20 protein-coding genes and 1 pseudogene are annotated in these 23,910 nt (G+C 67.9%); 13 read left to right on the forward strand and 8 right to left on the reverse strand.

Annotated elements, in window-relative coordinates; genetic code table 11:
• Position 1: 1 nt before the first annotated feature.
• The 3 genes from AC3FKG_RS05230 to AC3FKG_RS05240 all read right to left on the reverse strand — a co-directional run bounded on the left by AC3FKG_RS05230 (position 2) and on the right by AC3FKG_RS05240 (position 3,230).
• Complete coding sequence (locus tag AC3FKG_RS05230; protein WP_488742591.1) at positions 2-1,306, reverse strand: 3-isopropylmalate dehydratase large subunit; 1,305 nt, start codon at positions 1,304-1,306, stop codon at positions 2-4.
• Positions 1,303-2,316 (reverse strand): tripartite tricarboxylate transporter substrate binding protein, encoded by a 1,014-nt coding sequence (locus tag AC3FKG_RS05235; RefSeq protein WP_488742592.1) that lies wholly within the window; start codon positions 2,314-2,316, stop codon positions 1,303-1,305. Before AC3FKG_RS05235 ends, AC3FKG_RS05230 begins: the two co-directional genes overlap by 4 nt.
• A gap of 131 nt (positions 2,317-2,447) precedes the next feature.
• Positions 2,448-3,230, reverse strand: coding sequence for a GntR family transcriptional regulator (locus AC3FKG_RS05240; protein WP_483712766.1), 783 nt, complete (start codon positions 3,228-3,230; stop codon positions 2,448-2,450).
• A 673-nt stretch (positions 3,231-3,903) separates the two neighbouring features.
• On the opposite strand from AC3FKG_RS05240, the gene AC3FKG_RS05245 reads away from it, so the two are divergent.
• The 7 genes from AC3FKG_RS05245 (at position 3,904) to AC3FKG_RS05275 (ending at position 11,247) form a co-directional block, all read left to right on the forward strand.
• Entirely contained in the window at positions 3,904-5,373 is a 1,470-nt protein-coding gene (locus AC3FKG_RS05245; protein WP_483712764.1) for a hypothetical protein, read from the forward strand.
• Positions 5,374-5,574: 201 nt separating this feature from the next.
• Positions 5,575-6,018, forward strand: a complete 444-nt coding sequence (locus AC3FKG_RS05250) for a hypothetical protein (RefSeq protein WP_488742593.1) — start codon at positions 5,575-5,577, stop codon at positions 6,016-6,018.
• Positions 6,018-6,719: a C39 family peptidase gene (locus AC3FKG_RS05255; protein ID WP_483712760.1), complete on the forward strand. Its 702-nt coding sequence runs from the start codon at positions 6,018-6,020 to the stop codon at positions 6,717-6,719. The genes AC3FKG_RS05250 and AC3FKG_RS05255 overlap by 1 nt, the downstream gene beginning before the upstream one ends.
• Before the next feature lie 10 nt (positions 6,720-6,729).
• A complete protein-coding gene (locus tag AC3FKG_RS05260) occupies positions 6,730-7,635 on the forward strand; it encodes a flagellin (RefSeq protein ID WP_483712759.1) in 906 nt (301 codons plus the stop codon).
• 77 nt (positions 7,636-7,712) lie between these two features.
• Positions 7,713-9,164 carry an acetate kinase gene (locus AC3FKG_RS05265; RefSeq protein ID WP_483712757.1) on the forward strand — a complete coding sequence of 484 codons (1,452 nt, stop codon included), beginning with the start codon at positions 7,713-7,715 and terminating at the stop codon, positions 9,162-9,164.
• A gap of 166 nt (positions 9,165-9,330) precedes the next feature.
• Positions 9,331-9,843, forward strand: coding sequence for a DUF1269 domain-containing protein (locus tag AC3FKG_RS05270; RefSeq protein ID WP_488742594.1), 513 nt, complete (start codon positions 9,331-9,333; stop codon positions 9,841-9,843).
• 267 nt (positions 9,844-10,110) lie between these two features.
• On the forward strand, positions 10,111-11,247 hold the full coding sequence (locus tag AC3FKG_RS05275) for an ABC transporter substrate-binding protein (RefSeq protein ID WP_483712754.1): 1,137 nt from the start codon (positions 10,111-10,113) through the stop codon (positions 11,245-11,247).
• Between the two features lie 119 nt (positions 11,248-11,366).
• Here AC3FKG_RS05275 and AC3FKG_RS05280 read toward each other — a convergent pair whose 3' ends face one another.
• On the reverse strand, positions 11,367-12,260 hold the full coding sequence (locus tag AC3FKG_RS05280; RefSeq protein WP_483712753.1) for a LysR family transcriptional regulator: 894 nt from the start codon (positions 12,258-12,260) through the stop codon (positions 11,367-11,369).
• Positions 12,261-12,376: 116 nt separating this feature from the next.
• Here AC3FKG_RS05280 and AC3FKG_RS05285 point away from each other — a divergent pair, with 116 nt between their 5' ends.
• From AC3FKG_RS05285 to AC3FKG_RS05305, 5 genes and pseudogenes are all read left to right on the forward strand, one after another.
• Positions 12,377-13,738, forward strand: a complete 1,362-nt coding sequence (locus AC3FKG_RS05285; protein ID WP_483712751.1) for an acyclic terpene utilization AtuA family protein — start codon at positions 12,377-12,379, stop codon at positions 13,736-13,738.
• 13 nt (positions 13,739-13,751) lie between these two features.
• On the forward strand, positions 13,752-14,093 hold the full coding sequence (locus AC3FKG_RS05290; RefSeq protein WP_483712750.1) for an AtuA-related protein: 342 nt from the start codon (positions 13,752-13,754) through the stop codon (positions 14,091-14,093).
• Between the two features lie 53 nt (positions 14,094-14,146).
• On the forward strand, positions 14,147-15,115 hold the full coding sequence (locus AC3FKG_RS05295; RefSeq protein ID WP_488742595.1) for a Bug family tripartite tricarboxylate transporter substrate binding protein: 969 nt from the start codon (positions 14,147-14,149) through the stop codon (positions 15,113-15,115).
• Between the two features lie 216 nt (positions 15,116-15,331).
• Positions 15,332-16,360, forward strand: a complete 1,029-nt coding sequence (locus AC3FKG_RS05300) for an MBL fold metallo-hydrolase (protein WP_488742596.1) — start codon at positions 15,332-15,334, stop codon at positions 16,358-16,360.
• Between the two features lie 351 nt (positions 16,361-16,711).
• A pseudogene (locus tag AC3FKG_RS05305) lies at positions 16,712-17,140 on the forward strand (sigma-54-dependent Fis family transcriptional regulator); the annotation flags it as partial.
• Positions 17,141-17,155: 15 nt separating this feature from the next.
• Here AC3FKG_RS05305 and AC3FKG_RS05310 read toward each other — a convergent pair.
• Complete coding sequence (locus AC3FKG_RS05310) at positions 17,156-17,689, reverse strand: c-type cytochrome (protein ID WP_483714423.1); 534 nt, start codon at positions 17,687-17,689, stop codon at positions 17,156-17,158.
• A 97-nt stretch (positions 17,690-17,786) separates the two neighbouring features.
• A complete protein-coding gene (locus tag AC3FKG_RS05315; protein WP_483714421.1) occupies positions 17,787-19,466 on the reverse strand; it encodes an outer membrane protein assembly factor BamB family protein in 1,680 nt (559 codons plus the stop codon).
• Positions 19,467-19,813: 347 nt separating this feature from the next.
• On the opposite strand from AC3FKG_RS05315, the gene AC3FKG_RS05320 reads away from it, so the two are divergent.
• Positions 19,814-20,479 carry an ankyrin repeat domain-containing protein gene (locus AC3FKG_RS05320; protein ID WP_483712745.1) on the forward strand — a complete coding sequence of 222 codons (666 nt, stop codon included), beginning with the start codon at positions 19,814-19,816 and terminating at the stop codon, positions 20,477-20,479.
• Between the two features lie 8 nt (positions 20,480-20,487).
• Here the strand turns inward: AC3FKG_RS05320 and AC3FKG_RS05325 are convergent, their stop codons facing one another.
• A complete protein-coding gene (locus AC3FKG_RS05325; protein ID WP_488742597.1) occupies positions 20,488-21,561 on the reverse strand; it encodes a beta-propeller fold lactonase family protein in 1,074 nt (357 codons plus the stop codon).
• A 49-nt stretch (positions 21,562-21,610) separates the two neighbouring features.
• Complete coding sequence (locus tag AC3FKG_RS05330) at positions 21,611-23,854, reverse strand: TonB-dependent receptor (RefSeq protein WP_488742598.1); 2,244 nt, start codon at positions 23,852-23,854, stop codon at positions 21,611-21,613.
• Positions 23,855-23,910 lie beyond the last annotated feature (56 nt).

The following is a 23,910-nucleotide window of genomic DNA, read 5'->3' on the forward strand; positions in this document are numbered from 1 at the left end:
TTCAGAGCAGGGTGCGGGGATCGGTGATGCGCCCGGTCACGGCGCTGGCCGCCACCGTCAGCGGCGAGGCCAGCCAGACGGCGCTGCCGCCATCGCCCATGCGCCCGGGAAAATTGCGCGCGGTCGAGGCAATGGCGCGGCTGCCGGCGGGAAAGCGCGCGGCGCCATAGCCGGCACAGGCACCGCAGGCATTGGGCAGCAGTTCGGCACCCGCTTCGGCCAGGATGGCGAGGATGCCCTCGCGTTCCGCCTGCTGCTGGTCGCGCACCGAGGCGGGCGCCACTTGCAGGCTGACGCCGGGCGGGACGCGCCGGCCCCGCAGCACCTGCGCCGCCATGCGCAGGTCGTCCAGCTTGGCGCCGGTGCAGGCGCCAAGGTAGGCAATCTGCACGGCTTCGCCGGCCGCCTGCTCCACTGGCGCGCTGTTGGCCGGCGAATGGGGCGCGGCCACCTGCGGCACCAGAGCGCCGGCATCGAAGACATGGGTGGCCAGCAGCGGCGCGCCGGCATCGGTGCGCCACCAGGCCAGGTCGATGCCGGCCAGCGTCGACGCCGGCACGCCCGCCGCCGAGAGCCAGTCCAGCGTGGTGGCGTCGGGCGCGACCAGGCCGGTCTGGGCGCCAAGCTCGGCGCTCATATTGGCCAGCGTCATGCGTTCCTGCATGGACAGGGCCGCCACCGCGCTGCCGGCGTACTCGACGGCTTCATAGCGGCCGCCGCCCAGGCCCAGGCGCGCGCACAGGAACAGCATCATGTCCTTGGCGCAGACGCCGGGCGCCAGCGCGCCGTCCCATTGCAGCCGGATGGTCTGCGGCACGCGCAGCCAGATTTCGCCCGTGGCCAGCACGCCGGCCATCTCGGTGGCGCCGACGCCGAACATGTAGGCGCCGAACGCGCCGCCGGTCGGGCTGTGGCTGTCGCCGCCGACGATCAGCCGGCCCGGCAGCACATGGCCGTGCCCGGGCAGCACCACGTGGCAGATGCCCTCGCCGTCGATCAGGTGCGCGCCGCTGCGGCGTGTCCAGTCGCGGGTGAAGTGCAGGATCGCTTCGGCCGAGGGATCTGCGGCGGGCACGAAGTGGTCGGTCACGACCACGTAGCGCGAGGGGTCCCACACGGTGGCGCCCAGCGTCTCCAGCAGCGGCGCGACACGGCGCGGCCCGCTGGAATCATGCGACATCGCCAGGTCGACCCGGCACATTGCCAGCGCACCCGGCTCGACATGTGCCTGCCCCGCGGCGCGCGCCACCAGCTTCTGGGCCAGCGTTGCCGGACGGGCGGGCGCCGAGGCCGCGGCCACGTTCATTCCGAGGTGGCCCCCGAGTACTTCACCACGGCGGCCCAGCGCTTCACGTCCTGCTTCACGAACGCGGCGAAGGATTCCGGCGTGGTGCCGAGCGGCTGCGCACCGTCCGCTTCCAGGCGCTTGCGTACCGCCGGCGCCTCCAGGCCCTGGTGGGCCGCCTGGTAAAGGGCCCGGGTCACGTCTGCTGGCAACCCGGCCGGTCCGAACAGGCCGAACCAGGCGCTGGATTCGAAGCCCTTGACGGTGGCGCCGATCGGGGCGGCGCCCGGGAACTGCGGCAGCGGCGCGGGGCTGGTCACGCCCAGTACCTTGAGCTTGCCCGCGCGCACGTGCGGCAGGACATTGAGCGTGCTCGCGAACATCAGGTCGCACTGCCCGGCAAGCAGGTCCGTGATGGCGGGCGCGGTGCCCTTGTACGGAATGTTCACGATGTATGTGTGGGTCATCATCTTGAACATGTCGCCGGCCAGGTGCACCGACGAACCGACCGAGCCGATGGCGAAGTTCAGCTTGCCGGGCTGCGCACGCGCCAGCCGGATCAGTTCGGGGACGTTGTTGGCGGACAGCTTTGGATTGGCCACCAGCACGCTGGGCACCGTCGCCACCAGCGTGATCGGCGTGAAGTCCTGCAGCGGATCGAACGGCAGCTTCTTGTAGAGCGTTGCGTTGATGGTATGGCTGGTGAAGCTCATCAGCAGCGTGGACCCGTCGGGCGCGCTCTTGGCGACCAGGTCGGCGGCGATGTTGCCGCCCGCGCCGGGGCGGTTCTCGACCACCACCGGCTGGCCCAGCTGCTGCGACATTTCCTGGGCTATGCTGCGCGCCAGCGTGTCCGTGGTGCCGCCGGCCGGGGCCCCGACCAGGATGCGGATGGCCTTGCCGCCGGCGATCTGCGCATCCGCCGCCATCGGGAACGCGCACAGCGCCAGCACGCAGGCGCCTGCGGCGGCACGAAGTCGGGTGGCGAGTGAACGTCTGTGGGTAGACGTGCGCGGACGGAACGACGGCATGACGGCTGCTCCCTGCGAAAAGTGAAAAAGTGATCACGAATGCGCATTATCGCCCGGGACCGCGCTCGCGTGGGGCGGTCCCGATGGCGTGGCAGGGCGTTGAGGCGCCTGCCGTGGCCTGGCGCGCGGTGTCAGTCGCGCAGGCCCGGGCGGGTTTCGTTTTCCACCCAGACGTTGGTGCTGTCCTCACCGGCCGGCGACAGTTCCATGCGGTACTCGTAGCGATCCGGCCGGTACTGGCCCAGCAGGAACTGGACCGGACGGCCATCGGCGTCCTTGACCACGCGGCGGACCGCCAGCAGGGCGCCGCCCACCGGCACCTCGAGCAGCGGGGCGACCACCACGTCGGCGAGCCGCGCCGACAGGACCTGGCTGGCGCGGCCAAGCCGCACGCCGCTGCTTTCGAGCAGGCGCAGCACCGGCTGCTCCTCGAGCGCCTTGCGCGTGAGCGGTCGGCCCAGTTCGGCGGGCAGGTAGACCGTGATATGCGAGAGCGGCCGGTTGCGGTAGTGCCGCACGCGGATGATCTTCACCACCGGATCGCCCGGCGAGAGGTCGAGCGCCTCGGCCACTTCCGGCGTGGCGTGGACCTCGTCGATCGAGATCACCTTCACCGCCGTCTTCTGGCCCATGTCGATGATGTTGTCGAGCAGGCTGGCGCTGCGCTCTTCGGTCGTCGAGACCGGCCTGACCGGATGCGGGTTGACGAAAGTGCCCAGCCCGCGATGCCGGCGCACCAGTCCTTCCTGGACCAGCCGGTCGAACACCCGCCGCATGGTCACGCGCGACGCGTGGAACTGTTTGGCCAGGTCAATTTCGCCCGGCAGCGGTCCCTGGCCGAAGCGGCCTTCGACAATCTGCTGGCGCAGTACCACGTAAATCTGGTGATACAAGGGGACGACGGCTTCGCTCATGGTTTCGCTTGCGGAGACATGACAAGTCTGTAATGCCTCTAATGTACTGTAGATCAGACATAAGTCCTAGATGGACTGTGCAATGAGTGCGTTTCGGCACCGTTGCGGCGGTGAATCTGTTGCAACGGTGCACCTGAGGCCCGAACGCCGCATTCCGGCTGCGTGCGGACGCACGCAATGTCTTGCCCGAGCCGCTGCCACGGGGCTTTGCGGCATGCGATCCCAAGGCGATTTCTGCAGATTGCCACGCCCCCGAACGCCTGCCGGTCTGTGCATCGCCGGGCACCCTGTTTCAGTGCCGATACGCACCCATGCGCATCGGCCATTCCCGAGTGGGTCGGGTAAGCCACTGAAAACAATAAGCTTCTGTCCCGGGTCGAAAAACCGCCCAGCAGGCACGCGGGAGTCGGTGTCACATCGGTGTGACATGTCGCTTGCGATGCACTGCGGCGAAGGTGGGAGAGGATTGCCAATGGCCCCGGAAAGTTCCCCGCATCGGGTTGGCAAGCCCTTGTCCTGCAAGGGATTGTCCATTCGCGTCTAGAAGCTGGCACCGATTATGCGCAAGGGGAGTCTGGTTTGGCACTGTGCCGGACCGAACCTCCAGCCATCACTCGGGATGGGTGTTGCGCGGAGGCTGAGCCGCTGTGTGAAATTCTCCTGGGAGCTTCATATGAAAAAGACTTTACTGGCGTCGGCGATTGCCTTGGCATTCGGTTTTGGCAGTCAAGCGATGGCGAACCCGACAACGAATGCGGGCGATAGTGGCACGAGCAATACGCAGACCGCGACTGCCAACTCGACTCAGGGCGGCGGCGGTGCACAGGCGAATGAAAATTCACGTTCCCTGAACGTGACCGGCAATACCTCCACCTCCACTTCCAACAGGACATCGAACCGGACGTCGAACCGGACCCTCACCCGCGCGGATCAGGATATGAGCGGTTATGGCAATGCGGCCGCCGCCAACGGAAGCACGGCCCAGGCCAATTTCTCGAATTCATTCAACCATAGCAAGGCGCTGGCCATCAGCAAGCTGAATGGATACGTTTCCAATAACTCGTTCGCCGGCGTGGGTAACCAGGCCTGGAACACCGGCACTACCAGTGCTGGCGCGGGCGGAGCCGGCGGTGCTGGCACGGGCGGAGCCGCTACGGGCGGGACCGGTGGACACGGTACTGGCGGAAACGGCGGAAACGGTGGTAATGGCGGCAATGGCGGTAGCGGCGGCCTGAATGGCAGTGCGAGCGCCGGACAGGTGACGAATGGCAGCGCTACTGCGGGCGTCGGTGGTACCGGCGGCGGTGCGGGCGGTGCGGGCGGTGGCGGTGGCAGTGCTACGTCGACTGGCGGTAGCACGCTCAGTGCATCCGGCAGCGCCGGCGGCGATGGCGCAAGCGGCACCAGCCGTGGCGGCGGTGCGCTCAGCGCATCGATCGGTGCCGGTGGCCGTGGCGGTAGCGCCCTGGGCGCGAGCGGCGGCTTTGGTGGTTCGGCAGGTGCGGCGGGCGGCGGCACGTCTGCGACCAGTGGCGCGGGTACTGGCAGTTCCGCTGGCGCGGGTGCGGGCGGCGGAGCTGGCTCGCCCACGGCTAACGGTTCTGGCGGTACCGCAAGTGGCAGTGGCGGCGCTGGTGGTGCCGGTACTTCGTCGGCCAGCGCAACAGGCGGCGGAGCCGGTGCAACCGGTGGTGCCGGCGGTGCAGGCGGCGCGGCAACGGCTAGCGGCACGGGCGGCGCTTCCACCAGCAATGCTGGCGCTGGCGGCGCGCAAGCGAGCATTGCCGGCAATGGTGGCGCAGGCGGTACGGCTACCAATGGCAGCGCTTCGAGCACGGCCTCCAACGGCAGCGGCGGCGCCGGTGCTGCTGGCGCTGCTGGCGCTGTTGGCGCGACCGGCGGTGTCGGCAATGGCGGCGCTGGTGCTGGCGGCACGGGCGGTACCGGCAACGGTGCGGTCGGTGGCGTCGGCGGCGCGGGCGGCTATATCTCCGTCAGTGCCGGTTCGTTCCAGATGCAAAACGTCATGACCAGCGTTGGCCAGACCGCTGCCGGCATCATGATCGCCGCGCAGAACAATGGCGCCGGATCGATGATTCAACATAGCGTCAACGTGCAGGCGAACATGAACGTCGGCAAGTGAGGCCTCGCACGGCGCGGTCCGGCCAGTAGCAGTCATGGCCGGCCGGACGGTGCCGTCGCAAAGCTTCACGCGGCCGGGAGCGGCATCTCGGGGGCGCGGTTCGTCCCGGCGTGATGCCGTTCTCCTGGCCTGTCAGCCTGTGAGTATCGCCATGGGCCACCGGATGGGGGCGGAACGTGGCGAGCAACAAGGAGACGCACCATGCGACCGGTTCGCACCGCAGTCACCCTTCTGGGGACGGCATTCCTGGCTTGGCCCTTCGTGCAAGCCAAGGCGGATCCCATGGCGGACCCTGCGTCCGCGGCAGCGCAGGTCAGCGCGGCCAGCGTAATTGGCATCGGCACGCAAGCCGCTGCAAAGACCGACCTGGATACGGGGGCCCAGCGCAATCCGTTTGGCCCGAAGATCGTGGCCGTGGCAAGCGACAAGCTTGATGGCGTGCGTGGCGGTGCGGAACTGGTCGTCAACGACATGCGGCTGCACGGCACGGTGGCGGACAATACGACCAACAACTCGGTGTCCGGCAACAATATCGTGACCGACGGCGCGTTCGCCAATGCGGCGGGCATACCGACGGCAATCCAGAACACCGGCAACAGCGTGCTGATCCAGAACGCGACCATCATCAACGTTCAGTTCAAGTGATGAAGATGCTTCGACGGGGGTGGCTGGGGGTTCTGTCGTTCGCGCTGGCTTTGGGACACACCGCGCCGGCGCTCGCGGACCGGGTGGCAATCTACGGACCCGTCGGCGAGTACTACAGCGTGCCGGTGACGAGCCTGCGCGAAGCCCGCTTCAAGACCACGGTCCGGCAGCAATACGACTTCAGCTGCGGCTCGGCCGCCGTGGCGACCCTGCTGACCTTCCAGTACGGCGAGCCCGTGACCGAGGAACTGGCCTTCGCCAACATGTACGTCAACGGCGACCAGGCAAAGATCCGCCATGAAGGATTTTCCCTGCTGGACATGAAGCGCTTCCTGGAGTCGCGCGGCTATCAGGCCGACGGCTATGAATTGCCCCTGTCCAAGCTGGAGGAGACGCAGATCCCCGCGATCGTGCTGATCTCCGAAGGGGGCTACCACCACTTCGTGGTGGTCAAGGGGGTCAGGGGAGACCGCGTGCTGATCGGCGATCCCGCGCGCGGCACGCGCTCCATTTCGCGCGAGCATTTCGAGAGCGTCTGGGAAGGCCAGCTGCTCTTCGTGATCCATAACCGTACCGATCGTGCGCGGTTCAATCTTGCGGCCGACTGGCGCGTTGCGCCAATGGGCCCCTATTGGATGGGAGTCAACCGGGACAGCTTGTTCTTCACCGTCATGCCTTCGCATGGCGCCAGCGATTTCTGAGGAACACATCATGCTCGAGACGTCCGCTTCATTTCCTGGCCTGGCCGGCAGCCGATGCGGCACGGCGGGGCAGGCCACCGTCCTGTTGCTGCTCGGGGCGGGCATGGCCTATGCTGGTTCCGTGCGCGCGGCCGATGCATCGCCGCCGGACCCGCTCGATGCCGGGGCGGTCCCGGCGCAGGCGGCGCTGGCGCGCGGCGACCGCGCCGATGACATGCCGCCGGACAGCCATGTTGCCGCCGCGCGTAGCGACATGACCGGCTGGAAGCCGGTCGCGCAGGAACGGCTCGAAGACGCGCGGGGCGGGTTCGATGCGGGCGGACTGCAGGTTTCGTTCGGTATCGAACGCGCGGTGTACATCAACGGTGCGCTGGTCGTGGCAACCACCCTTAATATCCCGGATGTGGGGAGGATCACGACGGAACAGGCTTCTCGCCTGGCCTCGACCCTGGGACCGTCGATCGTCAGTGCGACCCAGGGAGCTGCCCTCGGTCCGGCGACCGGTGTGTCGGTCGCGGCCGGCAGCAATGGCGGTGCAGGCGGCGCGGCCGGTGCGAGTGCGGCGGGCGGTGCCGGCGCGGCAGGCGCCAGCACCGCCTCGGCCGCCGGGGCAACCTCGGTCGCGACCGCGGCGGCCGGCGCGGGTGGCATGCCGGTGACGACGGTCAACACCGGCGCCGCCCAGGTTGTCACCAATGGCGCCCTGACCGTCATCCAGAATGGCCCGGGCAATCTTGCGAACGTCGGCGCGCTCGCGGGCTCGCCGGCAACGGTGATCCAGAACTCGCTGAACAACCAGAGCATCCAGAGCGTCATGACAATCGACGCCGGCGTGAATACATTGCAGGCATTCCGATCACAGCTGGCCAACACAGCGCTGAACAGCGCGCTGATGCGGGCCGCGAGCATGAGGTAGTCGTAGCGAAGGCATCGCGCAGTGCAGGCAGCGGACTCCTGTCTAATCAGTCCGCCGTCCGGGGGAGGATAGACGTCATGAAGAAGCGGTCGATGCAGGGCATCCGCAACGCGGGATGCTCGACGTTGCTATTGGTCGGAGGGCTGGCACAGGCCCAGACCTTGCCGGATGCCGGCGCACCGCCCGCACCGGGCATCGAAGCCTTGCAACACCAGTTGACCGAGCAACAGAGTCAGCTGGAGGCCATGAAGCGCGCGCTGGCCGAGCAGGAAGCGGTCATCAGGGAGCTTCGCAGTGTGATCGGCAACGATGTCCTCGCCAGGAAACGCGGGGGCGCGGGGCCGGGCGTGGCACCGGCGGACTATGCGACCAATGCCGCGGCCGCGGCCGCCGCCGCGAGTGCCACGCAGGGTGTGGCGCCCAATGTCGTCAACGCGCCCCAGCAGGTCACGGGCCAGCAGCAGGCCGTTGCGCCACCGCAGCAAGGCCAGCCCCAGCAGGGCGAATCGGCGGACCCGCAGACCGTGGCCGGCGTCGAGGAGCCGGTGGGCCAGCCGCCCGAGCGCAATACGCGGCCGCCTGAAATTGCTCCCATCACGGACCAGCCCGGCGTGCTGACCGGCGAAGGGAAACTGGTAGTCGAGCCCGGGCTCCAGTATGGCTACTCATCCAACAATCGCGTGGCCCTGGTCGGCTACACGGTCATTCCCGCCATCCTGATCGGCCTGGTCGACGTGCGCGAGGTCAAGACCACCACGTACCTCGCCTCGGTTGCATTACGCTACGGCATCACCAAGCGCCTGGAAATCGAAGCGAAGGTGCCCTATGTCCACGCCTCCGGGTCTACCGTCAGCCGCGAGATTTTCACGGGCACCGCGGTCGACAACGTCTTCAATTCCAGTGGCACCGGCCTTGGCGACGTGGAAGCGACCCTGCGCTACCAGCTCAACTACGGCAATGAAAAGATGCCGTACTTCATCGGCTGGCTGCGCTACAAGTCGGCCACCGGCAAGGACCCGTTCGAGGTCGTCACCGATTGCATCACGCGCTGCGTGGGCAACGCGACCGGCACGGGCCTGCCGCTCGGCCTGCCAACCGGCACGGGCTTCCAGGCGCTTCAGCCTGGCATCACCTGGCTGCTGCCGACCGATCCGGCGGTGTTCTTCGGTACCTTCAGCTACCTGCATAACTTCGCGCGCGACAACGTCAGCCGCACCGTGCTGAATGGCCAGAAGGAAGACCTCGGCAAGATCGCCCCGGGCGACATCTTCGAATTCAGCTTCGGCATGGGCCTCGCGCTCAACGAGAAAGCGTCGTTCTCGATCGGCTACGACCAGGCCATCATCTGGCCGACCAAGCAGAACGGGCAGACGGTGCCGGGTTCCGTGCGCGTGACGCAGGGCACGCTGCTGGTGGGCTACTCCTATCGCTTCAACAACCGCTACACGATCAACCTGTCGGTGGGCGCCGGCCTGACGCGCGACACGCCCGACCTGCAGGTTAATGTGCGTCTGCCGATCACATTCTGAAGCGCGTTTCCGGCGTTTGTGACGCGCGCGGCCGATGCGCGCGTCACATCGCCAGGCCACCGGATTGCTTGCCTTGCACTCGCTGCATGAAGGGCGTACAAAGAAACAACCCCCGTCCCACAGACGGTATCCCCACTCCCGGGACGGCCTGATTAAGGAGACAGACATGCGCAAACGCATCTTCTGGTTATTGCCCGATCTGGTCAGCGCCCGACGTACCATGGACGACCTCCTGCTGGCCCGCGTCGAAAACAGCCACATCCACTTCGTGGCGCGCGACGGGGCCGACATGACGGGCCTGCATGAAGCCAACCTGTTCCAGACTTCCGACATCATCCACGCCGCCGAGATGGGGCTGATGGTCGGCGGCGGCGTGGGCCTGGTGGCGGGCGTGGTGGTGGCCATGTTCCCGATCGCCAGCGATACCCCGCAGTGGGGGCTGGTCGGCGTGCTGGCGGTGCTGGGCGCGGTGTTCGGTGCCTGGGCCTCGAGCATGATCGGCAGCTCGGCGCCCAACAGCCGCTTGCGCGCGTTCGAGAAGGACATCGAGGCGGGCAAGATCCTGCTGATGGTCGACGTGCCGCGCGGCCGTGTCGAGGAAATCGAGATGCTGCTGCAGCAGGCGCATCCGGAAGCCGCTTTCGCCGGCCTGGATCCGGCCGTGCCGGCATTTCCCTGAGCCACGCGATTGCCATCCTGAACCCGGTAGTTCGATCCCTCCGGGCGCGCCCGTGCGGCGCGCCCTGATGCGCGGTTGCGCCTTCATTCCTGCCGCACGCCCGCACCGGCGGTCGGTGCCGGTGTGAGGCCGCAGCAACACTCCCCCGTTCCCCGTTTGCTCCGATACCCTGCTTGGGGTAATTTGCGAAGCGTCGCTCGCGCCTCCACGCCAGCGACAGTCACGCTACAACTACAGACACGCCAACCAGGCGGAGGGGTCGAGACGATGAAGGCAACATGGATGGCGTGCGGCATGATGGCCGCCGCGCTGGGGTTCGCCGCGCCTGCGGCAATGGCGGAGCCGGGGGTCAGCAAGGCGGCGATCCGCATCGGGCAATCGGCCGGCGTGACCGGGCCGGTGGCGGGTTCGGTCAGGGAACAGATCGAAGGCGCGCAGGTATACCTGCGCGCGGTCAATGCGAACGGCGGTGTCGCGGGGCGCCGCATCGAACTGGTGACGCTGGACGACGGCTTTGACGCCAAGCGCACGCCGGACAACGTGCGCAAGCTGTTGCAGGACGAGAAGGTCTTCGCGCTCTTCATGGTGCGCGGCACGCCGCAGAACGAAAGCATCCTGCCGATCATCGCGACCGAAAAGGTGCCGCTGGTGGCGCCGCTGACCGGCGCGATCACGCTGCATCGCCCGGTCAACCGCTACGTCTTCAACGTGCGCGCCAAGTACCAGGATGAAGTCGCGCGCGCGATCAACCATCTCGCGACTTCGGGCATGACGCGCATCGCCATCGTCTATGCCAGCGACGGCTTCGGCAAGGACGTATACGAGGGCTTCAACATCGCGCTGCAGGCGCGCGGCGTGCAACCGGCTGCATCCGCCAGCTTTGCGCGGCCGATGGGCGACATCACGCAGCAGGTGGCGACGGTGAACAAGGCCGATCCGCAGGCGGTGCTGGTGATCGGCTCGGGTTCGGAGGCCGCGCGCGTGATTCGCGATATGCGCAAGGCCGGCAGCCAGGCGCAGTTCGTCACGCTGTCGAACAACGCGGCCGATTCCTTTATCAAGGAACTGGGGCCGGATGCCCGCGGGCTCATCATCACGCAGGTCGTGCCGGGTATGAACTCGAGCCAGATGTCACTGGCCAGCGAATACCGCAGCCTGGCGCGCCAGCAGAACGTGGACCCGACCAATGCCGGCATGGAGGGCTTTATGTCCGCGAAGGTGCTGGTGGAAGGCCTGCGCCGCGCGGGCCCCGACCTGACCCGCGAACGCCTGGTCGCGGCGCTGGAGAACCTGCGCGACTATGACCTTGGCGGCATTCTCATCAGCTACAGTCCGGCCCGCCACACGGGCTCGTCCTTTGTCGAGATGTCGATTGTCTCGTCGACGGGCAAGCTGATCCGCTGAGTCATCGAAGGCAGGGCGTACCCGTTTCTGCGTGGTGCTTCGCCCTGCCTTGCAAGGCCCGCCGCACACACCCTGCCGGGCGGCAAACATCCCCAAAGCGTACCCAATTCTGCGTGCCTTCAACCCCGGCGGCGACGGTAGTGTTCGCGCAGGCAATCGACCATTGCCGCCGCCGCGGCGGAGTCGCCACGCTCGCGCAGCCGCACCAGGCAGATATCCCTGACCAGCGACGGCATCTGCAGCGGTCGTATCGCCAGCCCTTCGCGCTGGAACTGGAACAGCGCCAGCGACGGCACCACGCTCACGCCCAGCCCCGCCTGCACCAGCGCGGCAACCGTGGCCAGGTGCTCCACTTCCATCACGCTGCTGAGCTTGAGCGGATGCAGCGCGGCATCCAGGTGCTGGCGCACGCTGCTGGTCCGCGACAGGTGGATGAACGGCTGGCCCGCCAGCATCTGCGGCGTGATGCGGCGCTTGCGCGCCAGCGCATGCGTCGCGGGACAGACCAGGTGGAAGGTGTCGTGCACCAGTGGCTCGACGCTCAGGTCATCGTCCTGGGCGGGCGCCGGGGCCAGCGCAAAGTCGGCGCGTCCGCGCCGTACCATATCGATGCAGCCGTCGGCCAGCTGGTCGAACAGCTCCAGCGCAATGCCCGGGTAGCGCCGGCGAAAGGCTGCCAGCAACGGCGGCAGGTCGCCACCGGCAATCGACGGCAGCGCCGCGATGCTGACGCGGCCCTTGCGGCGCTCGGCGTGGTCGCGCAGGTCCGCGAACGCGGTTTCGAAATCGGCCAGCAGGCGCCGCGCGGTTTCCTCGAAGCGCACGCCGTCGGCGCTCAGTTCGACATGCCGCGTGGTGCGCTCGAACAGGCGGCTCCCGGCCTGCTCTTCCAGGGTCTGGACCAGCGCGCTGAATGCCGATTGCGACAGGTGGCACGCACGCGCGGCGCGCGTGAAGTTGCGATGGGTGGCCAGCGCCACGAAGGCGCGCAGGTGCTTGACGGAGAGGTTCATGGCGGTCCCGCCGGATTCATCCGGTGAGTCGATAGATTAATCCAAATAATCTGTTTTTTGGTTGATTGAAGCCGGCCTAGAATGGGCCGTAACACGATGCAACCGTCCCAGACACCATGACCGCTCCCCTGCTGATCGGCTCCGGCGCCGGCTTCTCCGGCGACCGCACCGATGCCGCCCTGCCAGTCGTGCGCACGCTGATCGCCGCGGGCGCACCGGCCGCGCTGATCTTCGAGACGCTGGCCGAGCGCACGCTGGCGCTGGCGCAGCTGGCCCGCCGCAACGATCCCGCGGCCGGCTACGAGCCGCTGCTCGATGCATTGCTGACGCCCGTGCTCGGCCTCTGCCTGGCCCACGGCATTCCCATCATCGGCAACTTCGGCGCGGCCAATCCGCGCGGTGCGGCGGCGCGCGTGCGCGAGCTGGCGCACGCGCTTGGGCTGCCGGCGCCCCGCGTGGCGGTGGTGGAGGGCGATGACCTGTCGCACGATGCCGGTCGCGCGCTGCTGCGCGATATCGTCGGGCCGGCGTTTGCCGAGGCGCGCTTTGTCTGCGCCAACGCGTATATCGGCGCGCGCGGCATTGCCGACGCGCTGCGGGCCGGCGCGCAAGTGGTGGTCTGCGGCCGCGTGGCGGACCCGGCGCTGGCGGTGGGCCCGGCCATGGCGCACTTCGGCTGGTCGTGGCAGGACTGGGACCGCCTCGCGGCGGCAACCATGGCCGGGCACCTGCTCGAGTGCGGCGCGCAAGTCACCGGCGGCTACTTCGCCGACCCCGGCAGGAAGGACGTGCCGGACGTCCACGCCGTGGGCTTCCCGATCGCGCAACTCGACGAAGCCGGTGGCATCGAGATCTTCAAGGCCGCCTGCACCGGCGGCTGCGTGGACCTGCGCACGGTCAAGGAGCAGTTGCTGTACGAGGTGCACGATCCGGCTGCGTACCTGACGCCCGACGTGGTCGCGGATATCAGCGCGGTCACCGTCGCGCAGATCGGTCCGGATCGCGTCGCCGTGCGCGATGTGCGCGGCCATGCGCGGCCGGAGCAACTGAAGGCGAACCTGTTTTTCCACGGCGGCTGGATGGCGGAAGGCGAGATTTCCTACGCCGGCCCGAATGCCGCCGCGCGCGCGCGGCTGGCCGCCGATATCGTGCGCCGGCGCATGGCGCTGCTCGGACACGATGTGCCCATCCGCTTCGACCTGATCGGCGTGCTCAGCGTACTCGCCGACGATGCCGGCCGAATGCTGGCGCAACCGGGGCCGCACGAAGCGGCCGCCGAGGACGTGCGCCTGCGCGCCGCGCTGGCGCACGAGGACATCGCGGTGGCGCAAGCCCTGCTGCGCGAGGTCAACGCGCTGTACACGTGCGGACCCGCGGGCGGCGGTGGCGTGCGCACCGCGCAGCGCGCGCGGCTCAACGCCATGTCCTGCCTGGTCCCGCGCGATGCGGTGACGCCCGGCCATACCTTCATCGATTGAGCGGAGCCCCGACATGACCGCCACTGCAACGCTCTACCAGTTCGCCCACGGCCGCACCGGCGACAAGGGCAACCGTTCCAACATCAGCGTGATTGCCTACGACGCGCGCGATTTCGATCACCTGGTCGAACACGTGACCGAGGACGCCGTGCGCGCGCTGTTCCGCGATCGCCAGCCCACCGCCGTCACGCGCTATCTGGTGCCGTCGCTGCAGGCGATGAACTTCGTGATCGACGGCGCGCTGGACGGCGGCGTCAACGATGCATTGAATCTCGACGCGCACGGCAAGGCGCTGTCGTTCCGCGTGCTGCAGTTGCAGATCCCGTTGCCGCCGCGGCTGGCCGCAGGCAGCTGAGCAAACGCTTGTCCGCTTATACATCGAATAACACCCCTCAACAGGAGACATCCATGCCAGGTATCCACAGGATCCTTACCGCTGCTGTACTCGCACTGTCCGCGCTGCCTGCTGCACAGGCGTTCGCCGAGTACCCGGACAAGCCGATCCGCTTCGTCGTGCCGTTCGCGGCCGGCAGCGCCACCGACCAGCTTGCGCGCGCGATCGGGCAGGCCGTGACGGTGGACAGCAAGGTCACCGTGGTGGTCGACAACAAGCCTGGCGCCAACGGCTTCATTGCCGCGAGCGATGTCGCCAAGGCCAGTCCCGACGGGTATACCGTCCTCATCACGACCAACACCACGCACGCCGCCAACGAGCACCTGTTCCGCAAGCTGCCGTATGACCCGGTCAAGGACTACGCGCCCATCACGGCGCTGGGCCGCGGCGGCCAGATCATGGTGGTGAACCCGCAGCTTCCGGTTAAGACCGTGGGCGAGTTCATCGCGCTGGCCAGGAAGCAGCCGGGCAAGCTCAGCTTCGGCAGCGGCAGTTCGTCGTCGCGCATCGCCGGCGAGCTGTTCCAGCAGATGGCGCATGTCGAGCTGCTGCACGTGCCCTACAAGAGCAACCCGCTGGCCGTGACCGACCTGCTCGGCAACCAGATCCAGATGATGATCACCGATACCGCCACCGGCCTGCCGCAAGTCAAGAGCGGCAAGCTGCGCGCGCTCGGCGTCTCGGGCAAGACGCGTTCGCCGCTGGCGCCCGATGTCCCGACCATCGACGAAGCGGGCGTCAAGGGTTATGAGATGAGCTACTGGTTCGCGGCGTACGCGCCGGCCGGCACGCCGCCGGCGGTGGTCAACAAGCTCAACGCGATGCTGGTGAAGGCCGCGCGCAGCGACACCGCCGCGAGCTTCTACCACGGCACCGGCACGGAAGTGTTCACGAGCACGCCGGCGGAACTCGCCCGCTTCCAGCAGCAGGAGTCGGCCAAATGGGGCCGAATCATCAAGGCCGCGAATATCCAGCCTGAATAAGGGGAACGCGATTTTCGCCTGCAACGGGGCCGCTGGCCCCGTTTGCCTTACCTTTGTTTTACGCAGAAGTAGGTACGGTCTTGCATGGGAGCTAACCGCTAGCCCTTGTCGCGCCTTAAGATACGCGTTCAGCTGTCTGCACCGGAGAAATTTCCGCGCGCCCCCGGCTCATCCAGCCGCCGGCGTCCAGAACGCAAATCAAACAAGGAACGTGACATGAAGCTGCCGAATGCCTTGCCCCATCGACTTGCCCGGTCCCTTGTAGTGGGAGCGGCCCTGGTCGGCACGGCGTTGCCGCTGGCCCTGCCCGTTGCGCATGCCGCGCCGCCCGCGCAGGCCAGGACGCAGGCGCCGGGCTACTACCGCATGATGGTGGGTCAGTTCGAGGTGACGGCACTCTACGACGGCTACGTCGACCTGGACCCGAAGCTGTTCAGGTACACCAGCGCGCGCGAAGTGCAGCGCCTGCTGGCGCGCGGCTTCGTCAGCGCGACGCCCGGCATGCAGACGGCCGTCAATGCGTATGTGGTGAATACGGGCAGTCATCTCGTGCTGGTCGATACCGGCGCCGCGCGCTGCTTCGGGCCGACGCTGGGCCAGATCCTCACTAACCTGCGCGCGGCGGGCTACGAGCCGGCGCAGGTCGACACCGTGCTTCTCACACACCTGCACGGCGACCATGCCTGCGGTCTCGTTTCCGGCGGGCAGGCAGTGTTTGCCAACGCCACGGTATACGTGGACAAGGCCGATGCCGACTACTGGCTGGGCGATGCCAACGCGGCCGCGGCCGGCAAGGACGGCCAGGCCTTGTTCGGCATGGCGCGCGATGCCGTGGCGCCATACCAGGCCGCCAACCGCTTGCGCACGTTTGATGCGGCCGCGGGTACGGCGCCGGTGCCGGGCGTGCGCACCGTGGCTGCCTACGGCCATACGCCGGGGCATACGGGCTACCTGTTCATGTCGGGCAAGGAAAGCCTGCTGCTGTGGGGCGACATCGTCCACAACCACGCCGTGCAGTTCCGGCGGCCGTCCGTATCGCTCGAATTCGATGTCGACAGCCACGCCGCGGCCGTCACGCGCAGCCGGATCCTGGCCGATGCGGCCAAGGGCAGGTTGTGGGTCGGCGGCGCGCACTTGCCGTTCCCCGGCCTTGGCCATGTGCGCCGGGACACGGTCGGCTATGCGTGGGTGCCGGTGGAATTCGGCCCGATCCGCGCGGACACGCTTGCGGCGCCGCGCAACTAGACGAAACTAAGCGCAACTAAGCGCAACAGCTCGGATGCGCTGTTGACCACGGCCCTCGGCAGCCCGCCCACCCAGCTCGGGCTCAGCGGGGCATCGGCCAGCATGACGCTCGCGCAGCTGATCGACCCCGGGGTGCTGGCACCTGCGGCATCGTCGGCGGCAGAGGTCGGGATGAGCGTGGCGAACCTGCTGCTGGCCGGGGCGCAACTCGCCAATGGCAATTCCGCGCTGACGGTGCCCGTCACAGGTACGCTGCCGGCGGGTCTTGGCGGCCTGAGCGTAAAGCTGCGCGTGATCCAGCCGCCGGTGATGGCCGTCGGTCCAGCGCGCAAAGTCGGCGACAGCCCGATGGCCGCGCAGAAGGACTTGCGCGATGCCGTGCGGCAGGGCCGGTTTCGCGCCGACCTGTTTTTCCGCCTGGCGGTGATCGAGATGCGTATCCCCAGCCTGGAGGAGCGCGGCATGGCCGACAAGGTGGCGCTGCTGACGTCTTTCCTGCGCCACATGATGGGGACTGCCGCCTTCGACGCCTTGCCGCCGATGCCGGACTGGCTCAAGGGCGCAGTGGGCACCGCGTTCTTCGCCGGCAACGTGCGCGAGCTGCGCAACCTGGCCGAGCGCGTGGGCATTGCCGTGCGCCAGGCGGGCGACTGGGACCCGGACCGCATCCGCCCGTTCTTCACCATGCTGCACCCCGCCAGCCTGGGCATCAGCCGCAAGGTGCTGTGGGAAAAGATGCGCAAATACCAGATTGCCGACAGCGAGGCCGAGCCGGCCTGAGCGCGTGGCGATGCCCTAGTTCAGGTTGGTGACGTAGCTGGCCAGGTTGCGGATATCGTCGTCGCTGAGATTGCGCGCGACGCTGGTCATGTTGCCAGCATCATTGGTGCGCCGCCTGGCACGGAAGTCTTCGAGTTGCTTCACGATGTAGGCGTAGTGTTGCCCCGCCACGCGCGGAATCTCGTTCTGGCCCGAGAACCCGCCAAGATGGCACATCGTGCACAGCACCTCCTGGGACTTCTTGCGGCCGGCTTCGACGCGTGCGGCCTCGACCTTGAACGTGGACGGCAGCGGCTTCTGCGCAGCGAAATAGTCGGCCAGGTCCTGCATGTCCTCGCGTGAGAGCGGCGCGACCACGTCCGCCATCTTGGGGTCGGTGCGGCGGCCTTCCTTTATGTCGCGCAATTGCAAGTAGATGTAGCGGGCGCTCTGCCCGGCCAGCACAGGGTGGCTAGGGTCGGTCGAGTTGCCTTGCGGACCGTGGCACTCCATGCACACCTTCGCCTTGGCCTGTCCGGTGGCCGCGTCCGCGCGGGCCATGCCGCTCATGCCGAAGGTGCACAGCAGCAGGCCCAGCGCCGGCAGCCACCTTGATGGACGGTTGTGTCGCGCTGGGATCAGGCCAGTCACATTGCCAGGGTTGGGCTTACTGCACGGCAAAGACAAAGATGCTGTTCCCCCGCTTGAAATCGAGCTGCGTATTGCCGCCCGCGGCTACGGCGATGTACTGCTTGCCGCCGACCATATAGGACACCGCCGGCGCGTTGACTCCGGCGCCACACTGGAACTCCCACAGCTTCTTGCCGGTCGCCGCGTCAAAGGCGCGGAACAGGCCATTGCCTTCGCCGTTGAACACCAGGCCGCCCGCGGTGGCCAGCACGCCACCGATCAGCGGCTGCTCGGTCTTGAAGTCCCACTTCACCTTGCCCGTGTCGATATTGACTGCCGACAGCTTGCCCCACTGCTGCTCGCTCGGGATCGTCTTGAAGGCGCCGCCCAGCCAGAGCTTGCCGCCCGGGTACGGCGCGTCTTCCACCTGGTACGTCATCGGCTGGTGCAGGTTGGCCGCATAGGCCAGGCGCAGTTTCGGGTTGAAGGCCATCGGCGACCATTCGACGCCGCCGTTGGCGCCCGGCAGCATGCGCGCGCCGGCAGCCGTCGGCAGCGTCCACATGTTTTCCTGCGGCACCATGGCGTCGGAGAAGCGGATCAGGCGTCCGTCGCGGCGGTCATGCACATAGACGTGCCCGGTCTTTCCGCCATGGATCACGCCGGGAATCATGGCGCCCTTCTCGTCGCGCACGTCGACCAGGATCGGCGGGCTGACCGCGTCGAGGTCCCAGACGTCATGGGCGATATATTGCGAGTGCCACTTGTAGGCGCCGGTGTTGAGGTCGACAGCGACGAGCGAATCGGTGTATAGGTTGTCGCCGGGGCGGATCGCGCCGTACAAGTCGGGCGACGGGTTGCCCACCACGAAGATCACGAGCTTGTTGGCGCGGTCGACCGCGGGCGCCATCCACACGCCGCCGCCGAGGGTCTTGTAGAAGTCGCCGCCCTTGTCGGCCAGCATCTTCTTCTCGGCGTCGATATTGCGCTTCATGTCGCGGCCGGTGGCATCCTTGGTGGCCCAGACGCCTTCATGGCCCTTGTCGGGAATCGTGTAGAACGTCCACAGCAGCTTGCCGTCGTTGGCGCCGAACGCCTTGACGAAGCCGCGGATGCCGTACTCGCCGCCATTCGTGCCGATCAGGATCTTGTCGTCGACCACCACCGGCGCCATGGTTTCCGAGTAGCCCAGTTCAGGATCGGCGATCTGCGTTTCCCACAGCAGCTTGCCGGTCTTCGCGTCCAGCGCCACCAGCTTGGAGTCGAGCGTGCCCATGTAGAGGCGGTCGCCGCTGATTGCCACGCCGCGGTTGTTGGGGCCGCAGCAGAACGTCGTGACCGGTCCCATCTTGTGCTTGTAGTGCCAGAACTCCTTGCCGGTCACCGCGTCGACGGCGTAGACGTGGTTATACGAAGTGGTCAGGAACATCACGCCGTTGACGACGATGGGCGCGGTTTCCATCGACTCCATCACGGCCGTCTGGAACACGAACGCGGGCCGCAGCTTGGCGACATTCTTGGTGTTGATCTGGCTGCCGGCGTAGTAGCGCGTCTGGCCATACGAGCCGTTCGAGTGCAGCCAGTCGTTGCCGTTGGTCAGCGCGCCATCGAGCTGTGCCTGGGTGACCGGACGCAGCGCGGCGGACATTGGCGCCCCCGCGGTGGTCGCGCCGCCTTGTATCTCGTCGGCGCCATAGGCGGCGCAGGCAACGGTCATGAACAGCAGGGGAATGGCATGCCGGGAGAGGCGACGGACAGAGAGCATGGGACGCTCCTTTTTCGATTCTTGTAGCCCCGGCGCGCCTGTTTCGTGCGCCGGTTCACGGCGCGATCAAGGACATCGGCGCGGCAGACAGGCTCGCCCGCGCAACGACGTGGTCCGAGGTGAGGGCAGTATAGGCAAGAATGTGCACAAGACAACCAATGCGCGTGGAGTTATGCGCTGCGACGCAAAATCGCGCAATGATCTGTGCAATGCAGCATTCATCGCTTCGCTTGAATTTGTGCTTTGCGCACACCAAACTTAGCGGCAGCCGCATCGGGCTGAACCGGAAGGAGTCGCAGATGGACCGAGCAGTGCAGAGAGTTTTCATGATGGGGCTGTGCTTGCTGGGGGCACTCTGTCTGCAGGGACCCGCGCAGGCTCAGGATGATGTGAGCCTGAACGCCCGCTTGCTGGCATCGGCCCGCGCCGGTGACGAGGCTGGCGTGCGCAGCGCGCTGCAGCAAGGCGCCGCGGTCGATTCGCGCAACCGAATCGGCGACACCGCGCTGATCACCGCGGCCAAGCGCGGGATGACCGGCATGGCGCGCACGCTGGTCGATCACGGCGCCAATGTCAGCCAGCCCAACCTGCAGGGTGTCACGCCGCTGATGGCGGCAGCCTTCGGCGGCTACCAGGACATCACCGCCATGCTGCTGGAACGCCATGCCGACCTTAACGCGGCGGACCGCATCAGCAAGACCGCGATGGTCTACGCCGCCGCGCAGGGCCAGGCTGGCGTGGTGAAGCAGTTGCTCGACGCCGGCGTGGATGTCAACGCGCGCTACCAGCATGGACTCACGGCGCTGATGTGGGCGGCCGGCTATGACAAGGGCGACGTCGTGCAGCTGCTGCTGTCGCGCGGTGCCGATGCGAGCTTGCAAGACGACCGCGGCCTGACCGCGCGCGCGATTGCCGAGCAGGCCGGCGCGAAGGCCGCGGCGGCCGTCATGGCCGCGCGGCAGTAGCCTCCCCGTCAGGGAGCGTCAATCGAGCCGATGCTCTTCGGATACGTCACGACCCCCCACGCGAGCGGCAGGCCGTCGATTTGCTGCACCGGCTGGTAGGTGCGCGCGTCGAACACCTGCACGGCATTGGAGCGCCCGCACGCGACCAGCAGGCGGGCGTCGTCGGGCGTGAAGCTGAAATGCCAGCAGCGCTTGCCTACGGCAATATCGGCCAGCGGCGCATAGCTTTGTCCATCGAACACCTGCAGGGTGTCCGCGCGCGAGGCCGCCACGAACACGCGGGCGCCGCTGCGATCGAATGTGACGCCATAGGGCCCGGTGCGCGTTGGCACTGTGCGCAGCACGCGGTAGTCGTCGGCGGCCAGCACTACGAACGCGTTGGCCGATTCCAGCGTCACCACATAGCGGCTGCCATCCGGGCTCGCACGGATGCCGCGCGGACGCGAGCCGGCGGGCATGGAGAGGCGTTGCTGCTGCCGGCCACTCGCCTTGTCATAGACAGTGACCGTATCGTCGCCTTCATTGGTGACCAGCATCAGCCGCCCGTCGCGCGAGAACTCGATGCCCTCGGTTTCCAGGCCGCTGCGGATAGTGCGCGCCACGCGCCAGGTGCGCAGGTCGACCACGGCGATTTCGGCTGGCAGCGGCGAGTCGTCGTCCTTCTTGCCCGCTTGTGCGGGTGGCGTCGGTGCGCCAGGCTTTCCCGGTGGCCCTGCGCGCTCGCCGGGCTCGAAGGTGACGAAGGCCTGGTCGCCGGCCACGCGCACGAACTCCGGGTTCTGGCCGATTGGCACACGCCTCACCTCCTTGCCGGCCGCCACGTCGATCACGGACATATCGCCGGTTTCCTTGTTGGCCGTCAGCAGGTACTTGCCGTCCGGGGTCAGTCCCAGCCCGCGCGGCCCCTTGCCCGCGATGGCCGGGCCCGGCAGCCGCTCCATGCGGTCGAGGTCGATCACGGCGATGCCGGCTCCTTCGGTCGAGACAAAGGCCAGCGCCGCGCGGGCCTGGCCCGTACCCGCCAGCGCGGCGGCAAGCCCCAGCAGCGCGGCGGCACACCGGAATGTCGAAGGTGAGGTCATGGTGGCTCCTTGGTGGGAAATGGGTGATATCGGGGCGTGACGGCGCGGTTCATCGTCCGTCCCACTCGTAGCGCACGCCGACCAGGAACAGCCGCGGCGCACCGGGCGCGACAAAGCGCTCCAGCGGCACCGTGGCGCCCGGCTGCAGTAGCGCTCCGCCCGGGAACAGGTTGTAGCCGGCCTGGCCATAGGTGGCGTAGCGCCGGTCGAACACATTGTCGATACGGCCATAGACCTGCCAGCGCGGCAGGAACTGCCAGCTCGCGCGCAGGTTCAGCAGCAGGTAGCCGCCGGTATCGGACAGGCCCGGGTGCTGCGCGCTCAGCGCGCCATCTTCGTTGCCGGCCACCGGCCGCGACGACGACACCAGCAGGTCGCCGCCCACGCTGAGTGCCGCGGTGGCGCGCCAGTCGGCGCCGAGCTTGAAACTATGCAGCGGGATGCCCGCCATGCGCGTGCCGGGCCGCACCGCCACGGGCGCCGCAAATGGCGTCTGCAGCGTTCCTTGCGCCTGATAGGTGGCCTGCGTATAGCTGTAGCCCGCGCGCAGCGTCAGGCGGCCGAGGCGCTGGCGCACGCCCACTTCCACGCCCTGGTTGCGCGTCTTCGGAAAGTTGGAGAAGTAGCCCAGCGGGCTGACCGGGGAACGCTGGAACACGATGTCGTCGCGATTGTCGCTGCGGTACAGCGCCAGCGTGATCTCGCTGGCATCGGCAGGCTGCCAGCGCCCGCCGAACTCCAGCGTGCGCGTGACCACCTGGCGCAGGAACGGGTCGGCCTGCAGCCCCGTGGGCAGCTGGCAGGCGTTGGCGGGATCGGCGCAACCGAGCTCGATGGCCGTAGGCATGCGCGTGCCCTGCGAGGCCGAGCCGAACAGCACCAGCCGGTCGAGCAGGCGGTGCGTCAGGCCCAGGGAAGGGTTGAGCCGCGAATAGGTGAAACGCTCGTCGGACTGCGTGGGGAGGCTGAGCAGCGTATGGCGGCGGCCCTGGTTCCAGCGCGCGGCCAGCGTCAGGAAGGTGCCTTCCAGCAAGCGCATGGTGTCGGTGGCAAACAGGCCCACGGTGCTGTCGCGTCCGTCCAGCGCGGCCTGCGTCAGTACCGGCGCGCCGGCATCGGCAACCGTATTGCGGGCATCGTCGAAGCTGCCCTGCTGCGTGGTCTGCGTATAGCGCGAACGGTTCAGGTCGAGCGCGGCGCCGAGCGCGAAGCGGTGGGTCTCGCCGTCATGCGACCATTGCATCGACGCGCCGTAGCCGGTCTCGCGCACCGTGGCGCTGTTGAGCACGGCATTGGCCGGCGCATCATCGGCCTCGCATTCAGCGCTCCCGGCCTGGCCCTGGCAGCCGAGCGCGGTGTCGAGGTAATCGTCGCTGATGTCGCCGCTGTTGGCGCGGGTGCGGGTCTGCCGCAGGTAGAGCGTCAGCTGCAGCTGGTCCTGCGCGTCGAACTGGTGGGCGCCGTTGAGGGTCACCTGTAGCGAACGCGAGCGCGTCACGTCGGGCGCGGTGTAGATCGCGCGGCGGTCGGCGGCATAGAGGCTGTCCGGCGTCAGGCCATTGCCGCGCAGCCGGCTGTCGCTGCCCAGCACGCTCACGTTCCACTGCGTGCCGCTGGTGGAGCGGCCCAGCTTGAGGAACACGTTGCCCAGGTCGCTGTCCGAGCGGTCGCGCCAGCCGTCCTCGCGCCAGCCCGTGCCGGCAACGTAGGCGTGCCAGCCATCGCCGAGCCGCTGGCCCGCGCTGACATCGAGGCGCGCACGGCCGTAGCTGCCCACGCTCAGGTCGGCCTCCACGCCCGGGTGGGTCTCGCCGGACTTGGTCTGCAGGGCCAGCGCGCCGCCAAGCGTATTGAGCCCGTAGAGCGGATTGCTGCCCGGCACCAGCGTAATGGTGCCGAGCGCGGCTTCCGGGATCGCGGCCCAGTGGATGACATCGCCCAGCGCCGCGTTCTGGCGCACGCCGTCCAGGTACAGCGACAGCCCCTGCGCGGACCCGAGCGTGGGGGACAGCCGGTAGCCGCGATAGAGGATGTCCTGCGCGAACGGATTGCCCTGCCCGTCGTTGACCACTACGCCGGTCATGGTTTCGGCCAGGAAGGCCGACAGGTTCGGGGCCTTGACGCGTTCCAGGTCGCCGTCGGTCGCGGTCTGCGCATTGCCGGCAAAGGCCTGCCGCTCGATCGTGAAGCCGGGCAGCGGGGTCGGCGCGACGACCGTGACTTCGCGCAGGTTGTGGACCTGGTCGGCCGCTGTTTCGTTCGTCGCTTGCTGCGCTGCCACAGACCATGACACGGGCAGTGCCAGGGCGCCCAGGCAGGGCACGAGCCGGAGCGGACGAGTGCGGCAAC

The organism is Cupriavidus sp. 22TCCZM04-2, from assembly GCF_057798895.1.

Coding starts and splice junctions, on each gene's coding strand:
- AC3FKG_RS05230 (WP_488742591.1), bottom strand. CDS start 1,306: ATGAACGTGGCCGCGGCCTCGGCGCCCGCCCGTCCGGCAACGCTGGCC.
- AC3FKG_RS05235 (WP_488742592.1), bottom strand. CDS start 2,316: ATGCCGTCGTTCCGTCCGCGCACGTCTACCCACAGACGTTCACTCGCC.
- AC3FKG_RS05240 (WP_483712766.1), bottom strand. CDS start 3,230: ATGAGCGAAGCCGTCGTCCCCTTGTATCACCAGATTTACGTGGTACTG.
- AC3FKG_RS05245 (WP_483712764.1), top strand. CDS start 3,904: ATGAAAAAGACTTTACTGGCGTCGGCGATTGCCTTGGCATTCGGTTTT.
- AC3FKG_RS05250 (WP_488742593.1), top strand. CDS start 5,575: ATGCGACCGGTTCGCACCGCAGTCACCCTTCTGGGGACGGCATTCCTG.
- AC3FKG_RS05255 (WP_483712760.1), top strand. CDS start 6,018: ATGAAGATGCTTCGACGGGGGTGGCTGGGGGTTCTGTCGTTCGCGCTG.
- AC3FKG_RS05260 (WP_483712759.1), top strand. CDS start 6,730: ATGCTCGAGACGTCCGCTTCATTTCCTGGCCTGGCCGGCAGCCGATGC.
- AC3FKG_RS05265 (WP_483712757.1), top strand. CDS start 7,713: ATGAAGAAGCGGTCGATGCAGGGCATCCGCAACGCGGGATGCTCGACG.
- AC3FKG_RS05270 (WP_488742594.1), top strand. CDS start 9,331: ATGCGCAAACGCATCTTCTGGTTATTGCCCGATCTGGTCAGCGCCCGA.
- AC3FKG_RS05275 (WP_483712754.1), top strand. CDS start 10,111: ATGAAGGCAACATGGATGGCGTGCGGCATGATGGCCGCCGCGCTGGGG.
- AC3FKG_RS05280 (WP_483712753.1), bottom strand. CDS start 12,260: ATGAACCTCTCCGTCAAGCACCTGCGCGCCTTCGTGGCGCTGGCCACC.
- AC3FKG_RS05285 (WP_483712751.1), top strand. CDS start 12,377: ATGACCGCTCCCCTGCTGATCGGCTCCGGCGCCGGCTTCTCCGGCGAC.
- AC3FKG_RS05290 (WP_483712750.1), top strand. CDS start 13,752: ATGACCGCCACTGCAACGCTCTACCAGTTCGCCCACGGCCGCACCGGC.
- AC3FKG_RS05295 (WP_488742595.1), top strand. CDS start 14,147: ATGCCAGGTATCCACAGGATCCTTACCGCTGCTGTACTCGCACTGTCC.
- AC3FKG_RS05300 (WP_488742596.1), top strand. CDS start 15,332: ATGAAGCTGCCGAATGCCTTGCCCCATCGACTTGCCCGGTCCCTTGTA.
- AC3FKG_RS05310 (WP_483714423.1), bottom strand. CDS start 17,689: ATGAGCGGCATGGCCCGCGCGGACGCGGCCACCGGACAGGCCAAGGCG.
- AC3FKG_RS05315 (WP_483714421.1), bottom strand. CDS start 19,466: ATGACCGTTGCCTGCGCCGCCTATGGCGCCGACGAGATACAAGGCGGC.
- AC3FKG_RS05320 (WP_483712745.1), top strand. CDS start 19,814: ATGGACCGAGCAGTGCAGAGAGTTTTCATGATGGGGCTGTGCTTGCTG.
- AC3FKG_RS05325 (WP_488742597.1), bottom strand. CDS start 21,561: ATGACCTCACCTTCGACATTCCGGTGTGCCGCCGCGCTGCTGGGGCTT.